The 4,280-nt window shown below is 53.3% G+C and carries 5 protein-coding genes; all 5 read left to right on the top strand.

The genetic code is table 11. The annotated features are described in order from the left end of the window. Positions 1-22 precede the first annotated feature (22 nt). The 5 genes from C7H09_RS09480 (at position 23) to ltrA (ending at position 4,202) form a co-directional block, all read left to right on the top strand. A complete protein-coding gene (locus tag C7H09_RS09480; RefSeq protein ID WP_106761488.1) occupies positions 23-331 on the top strand; it encodes a hypothetical protein in 309 nt (102 codons plus the stop codon). 137 nt (positions 332-468) lie between these two features. After that, positions 469-915: a hypothetical protein gene (locus C7H09_RS09485; protein WP_133166222.1), complete on the top strand. Its 447-nt coding sequence runs from the start codon at positions 469-471 to the stop codon at positions 913-915. Between the two features lie 87 nt (positions 916-1,002). Continuing rightward, entirely contained in the window at positions 1,003-1,464 is a 462-nt protein-coding gene (locus tag C7H09_RS09490) for a methyltransferase family protein (RefSeq protein ID WP_106762290.1), read from the top strand. Between the two features lie 441 nt (positions 1,465-1,905). Further along, complete coding sequence (locus tag C7H09_RS09500; protein ID WP_106762291.1) at positions 1,906-2,391, top strand: hypothetical protein; 486 nt, start codon at positions 1,906-1,908, stop codon at positions 2,389-2,391. Between the two features lie 482 nt (positions 2,392-2,873). Next, positions 2,874-4,202, top strand: coding sequence for a group II intron reverse transcriptase/maturase (ltrA, locus tag C7H09_RS09505; RefSeq protein WP_240616512.1), 1,329 nt, complete (start codon positions 2,874-2,876; stop codon positions 4,200-4,202). The last annotated feature ends 78 nt before the right edge of the window (positions 4,203-4,280 follow it).

Raw genomic sequence — 4,280 nt, forward strand, 5'->3', positions numbered from 1 at the left:
GCGTTAAGTTTAGGGAGAAGCCGTGAACAGCATTATTGAATTCATGCTTGAAAGCGCTGTCGTAAACTCGATCCCGATATTTTTTGCCGCTGGAATTATCGCGCTCATTGGAGGGCCGTTACTCAAGAAGGCTGGTATTGGAACGTACTTCCGTGGCTTGATCTATTCTGTCATTGGTGTGAGTGCCGGAGTATGGAGTTATACCGTATTCGACATACCGGGTCGCGGTATTGAATTGCTTGAGTTTGCTACTCTTACTGTTGGTATGCTTCTCTATAGCTTGGTAATCATCATGCCCATTGTTGCGATTAAGAACCGCGCAAAAACTTAACAAATCGCAGCAGTACGCGGCTGATGGCCGCCGGACGCCCCTGTCGGGCCGCCGCTGTGCTTCGCGTTAAGAATTTCAGGAGGCATACGATCGACTCCAATTTAAATGACGAGCTGTCGGCAGTATATGAGGAGATCATGTGGCTTGCTGCCCGCCCAAATGTTACTCCAAGCGTGGCTCGCTCTTGGTATACCCATGCAACTGTAGAGCGGCTTAAAAAGAGAGTTCGAATGTTCACGGGGCGCGTTTCCAAACAAGCCTCCTATTTCGAGGAGGAATTGCGGCTGGAGCACTTTTTGCGAATTCAGACCACGCTGACGCAACTTGTTGAAAGGCATCTAAGAGACGATTACCGAGACGCCCAAGAATTTATTGAAACCATCAAACGCTGCGAGCAAGTTCATATCGTCACTAGATCTGAGAATTACGCGGCGATGAAAGCAAAAGGCGACTATCAAGACGCTGGTATAGAGCTCGTGGACTGGTCTTCGCTAGACTACGAAACTCAATCTAAGCTTTGGCAGAAAATGCTGAGGGGCAAGGTAGCTAATCACGATGAGTACCAGCCTCGACGTCATTCTTAACAAAGCGCATCAGTACGCGGCCGATGGCCGCCGGACGCCACTGTCGTGGCGCCGCTGTGCTCGGCGTTGGGCGCTCAAGGAATCATCGTGCAGACATTAGAGCTAAAAATCCCACCAGTTATTTTGGTACTTGTTACTGCAAGCCTCATGTGGACATTGGCGGTCGCTGTTCCGAGTCTTGGTTTCACTTTGTTAGCGTCTCTGCTTGCAGCACTGGTGTTTGCGGCAATTGGTGTTGCTTTTGCGTTACTTGGTGTATTGGAATTTCGCTCAGCGGGCACAACCGTCGACCCGCGAGTGCCAGATCAATCCGTCAGCCTTGTCGTGCGCGGGGTCTATCGAATAAGTCGAAACCCGATGTACGTTGGGTTCTTGCTCGTTCTCATTGCTTGGGGAATTTTTCTGAGCAATCTAGCAAGTCTTGCACTGCTTCCGGTATTCGTTGTTTATATGAACCGGTTCCAAATCGTTCCAGAGGAGCGGCACATGCGGGAAAAGTTTGGTGAGGCTTACAGGCAGTATGAAGCAGAGGTGCGCCGGTGGGTTTGACGCCCAACAAGTCATTCAAGTTCGTTCCCGGCCTGGCGGCCGTCCACCGGACGCCCTAGTCGGGCGCCGCTTAATATTGGCGTTATGAGTAAATTGAGGAAAGTTGGGTGCCATTGATTCTTATGTTTGCTCTATTAGTGGTGGTTTTCGCCTTGTTGAGGTTCGGCGTCATCGTGCTTGACCGGCACGTGTTCGGGTTTCAAGTTAACCCGATCTTGAGACGGGGAAAAATTCGCAGCATTCGAGAGTACAAAATCATGCACAACTACATCGAAATGCTTTTCGAGCGAGACCCAGAGCTATTCAACCAAAACCCCGAGACAGCAAGATTAAATTCCTTGATGAACGCTTACCACAGTGAAAACTCATAACATGTGGCTGTTGTCGGACGCGCCTACGCTGGCGCTACGGTGCGCCGCAAAGCCAGAACGTTAGCACTTTATGAACCATCTCGAACAGCTCGTTGCTGAGTGGTATGAATACAGAGGATATTTCGTCCGCCGGAATATTCAGGTTGGGCCTCGTGCGAATGGTGGCTACGAGTGCGAGCTTGATGTGGTGGCTTTTCATCCTGGGCAACAGCACCTGGTTCACATCGAGCCATCTATGGACGCGCACTCATGGGCAAAGCGTGAGCAGCGTTACGGCAAAAAATTTGAAGCCGGGCGGCAACATATCCCAGCGCTGTTCGACGGCATTAGCTTACCCAAAGAGATTGAGCAAATCGCACTCCTTGGGTTTGCCAGCAATGCGAACGTAAAGACACTTGCAGGTGGTCGAGTAATGACAACCTCCGAGCTATTCGCAGAAATCGTTTCCGGGATCGGAAACAAGAAAATTGCCAAGGCGGCGATACCAGAGCAGTTTCCGTTGTTGCGAACAATTCAGTTCGCCAGCGAGCACCGTCATGCCGCTGGCTGGTGCTAACAAGGTGGTCAACGGGACGCCAACTGCGCTGCGCTCGTGTGTCATGACGAAAGACTTCAGTCTTTCTTGCTGTACTCAAGATGAGGGAAGGCCCCTCGGTCTCGGTGACCAGACACCGGGATCAAACCGCCCTGTGCGGCTTGCATTAAGAGTGCGGGTCGTGAGCGACATGGGAAAAGGCCGTCAAGAGCGGTCAGGTACGTACCCAAGGAGATGAACGAAAGTGAACCGCCGATGAGGGGTCGAAATGTAGACAGATGTTGTCAGAACCGGGGACCGAGCGTCTCCCCGGGATGAGCTGTGACGTGAGCTGGCACAACGGACACAGCGGCAGCCGGTCTTGAGGCGGCATGACCTGGGTACAGGCTTGAGTATGGAACATGAGAACCTGTCGTCCTGATGTTAAGGGAGAAGCACAAGTGGAGATCCCGCGAGGCGAGAGTACCGATGCAGGACACAGGGACGGATTGGCCCGTAGTAGTGTGGAAACACCTGTAATGGGTGTGGAGCGAAGGGGGCAAGTTATCCCGTCGGATCCAGATGGCCAACCGAATTCCGGGAGGAGCCGTCAGGGTCAGGCAAAACCATTTACCATCCCGAAGGCCTTGGTCTATCAGGCCTACAAGCGGGTTCGAGCCAACAAAGGTAGCGCCGGGGTAGATCATCAGAGTCTGGAAGACTTTGATGGTGACCTCAGCAATAACCTTTACAAGCTTTGGAACCGTTTGTCCTCAGGAAGCTATCATCCACCACCGGTTTTGCGCGTGGAGATCGAAAAGGCGGATGGGGCAACCCGTCGTCTCGGCATCCCAACGGTTGCCGACCGCATTGCGCAGATGGTGGTCAAGCTGCTGATTGAACCGGAACTGGAACAACACTTCCACCCGGACTCTTACGGCTACCGCCCGGGAAAGTCAGCGCACGATGCGCTGAAACAGACTCAGGCCCGGTGCTGGAAGAAAGCCTGGGTGCTGGATATGGACATTCAAGGCTTCTTCGACAACATCGACCACAACCTGTTAATGAAGGCCGTGGATCGTCATGTGACCGAGGACTGGCAGAAGCTGTACATCCGGCGCTGGCTAAGCGCGCCGGTTCAGTTGGCGGATGGTTCCGTGGAGGAACGCGATCGGGGCACGCCGCAAGGCGGTGTGATCAGTCCCTTACTGGCAAACCTGTTCCTGCACTACGTCTTTGATCGCTGGGTGGAGAAGCGCTGGGGTGGCATCCAGTTCGAACGCTATGCGGACGATATCGTATGCCATTGTTCCAGTGAACGGGAAGCTCAAGCACTGAAATCGGTCCTTGAGGCACGATTCACAGCGTGTGGCTTGACGCTCCATCCCCGCAAGACAAAGATTGTGTATTGTAAGAGCGAGTACAACCGGCGGGACTACCCGGAGATCGCGTTTGATTTTCTGGGTCACACCTTCCGACCGCGGCTGATCCGCAACCGGTTGGGACAAAAGAAAGTCTACTTCACGGCGGCCATCAGCCAGAGTGCAGCGAAAGAGATCCGCAAGCAGATCAACGAGTGGCCCTGGAAATGGTGGCGACAGAAAGAACTCGGGCAGTTCGCTCGATTCTGTCAGTCCCGCCTCCGAGGCTGGATGCAGTACTATAGCCTGTTTGGCCGCAGCTACATTCGGAATGTGCTGTTTCATTTCGATCTGAGGTTGAGCCGGTGGGCATTAGGGAAGTATCGGAAACTCAGAGGTCTGTTACAGGCTGCCCGGAGAGTGAATGGACTGCGTCGGCGACGGCCGGATCTATTTGCTCACTGGGCAGGATCAAGGGCAATGGTTGGATAACAAGAGCCGTATGAATCGAGAGGTTCACGTACGGTTCTGTGAGAGGCTTTGGGGGTGGTTCCCAGGGCCTACTCGACC

This window comes from Marinobacter fuscus (assembly GCF_003007675.1).
GTDB lineage: Bacteria > Pseudomonadota > Gammaproteobacteria > Pseudomonadales > Oleiphilaceae > Marinobacter > Marinobacter fuscus.